Annotated in this window: 1 protein-coding gene; it reads left to right on the forward strand. The window is 49.0% G+C overall.

From position 1 onward, the window contains the following. Positions 1–34: 34 nt before the first annotated feature. Positions 35–243, forward strand: a 209-nt coding sequence (locus tag R0J87_RS23840; protein WP_498889499.1) for a cryptochrome/photolyase family protein, incomplete at its 3' end; no start/stop codon positions are given.

The raw sequence follows: 243 nt of genomic DNA on the forward strand, positions 1-243 counted from the left end.
CCTGATGGCGACTTCATTCATCGCTGGTTAAATCATGGCAGCCACTCACTATAAAACCTTAAGGCTGATCCTGGGCGATCAGCTCAATGCGCAACATTCCTGGTTTCAGTCAAAGGACGACAGTACGTTATATCTGATTGCCGAATTGCATCAGGAAGCGACTTATACCAAGCACCATGTGCAGAAAATCTGCGCCTTTTTTGCCGCCATGAAAGCCTTTGCAGGCGCCCTCAATCAAGCCGG

Source organism: Halomonas sp. SIMBA_159, from assembly GCF_046536035.1.
GTDB classification, from domain to species: Bacteria; Pseudomonadota; Gammaproteobacteria; order Pseudomonadales; family Halomonadaceae; genus Vreelandella; species Vreelandella venusta_A.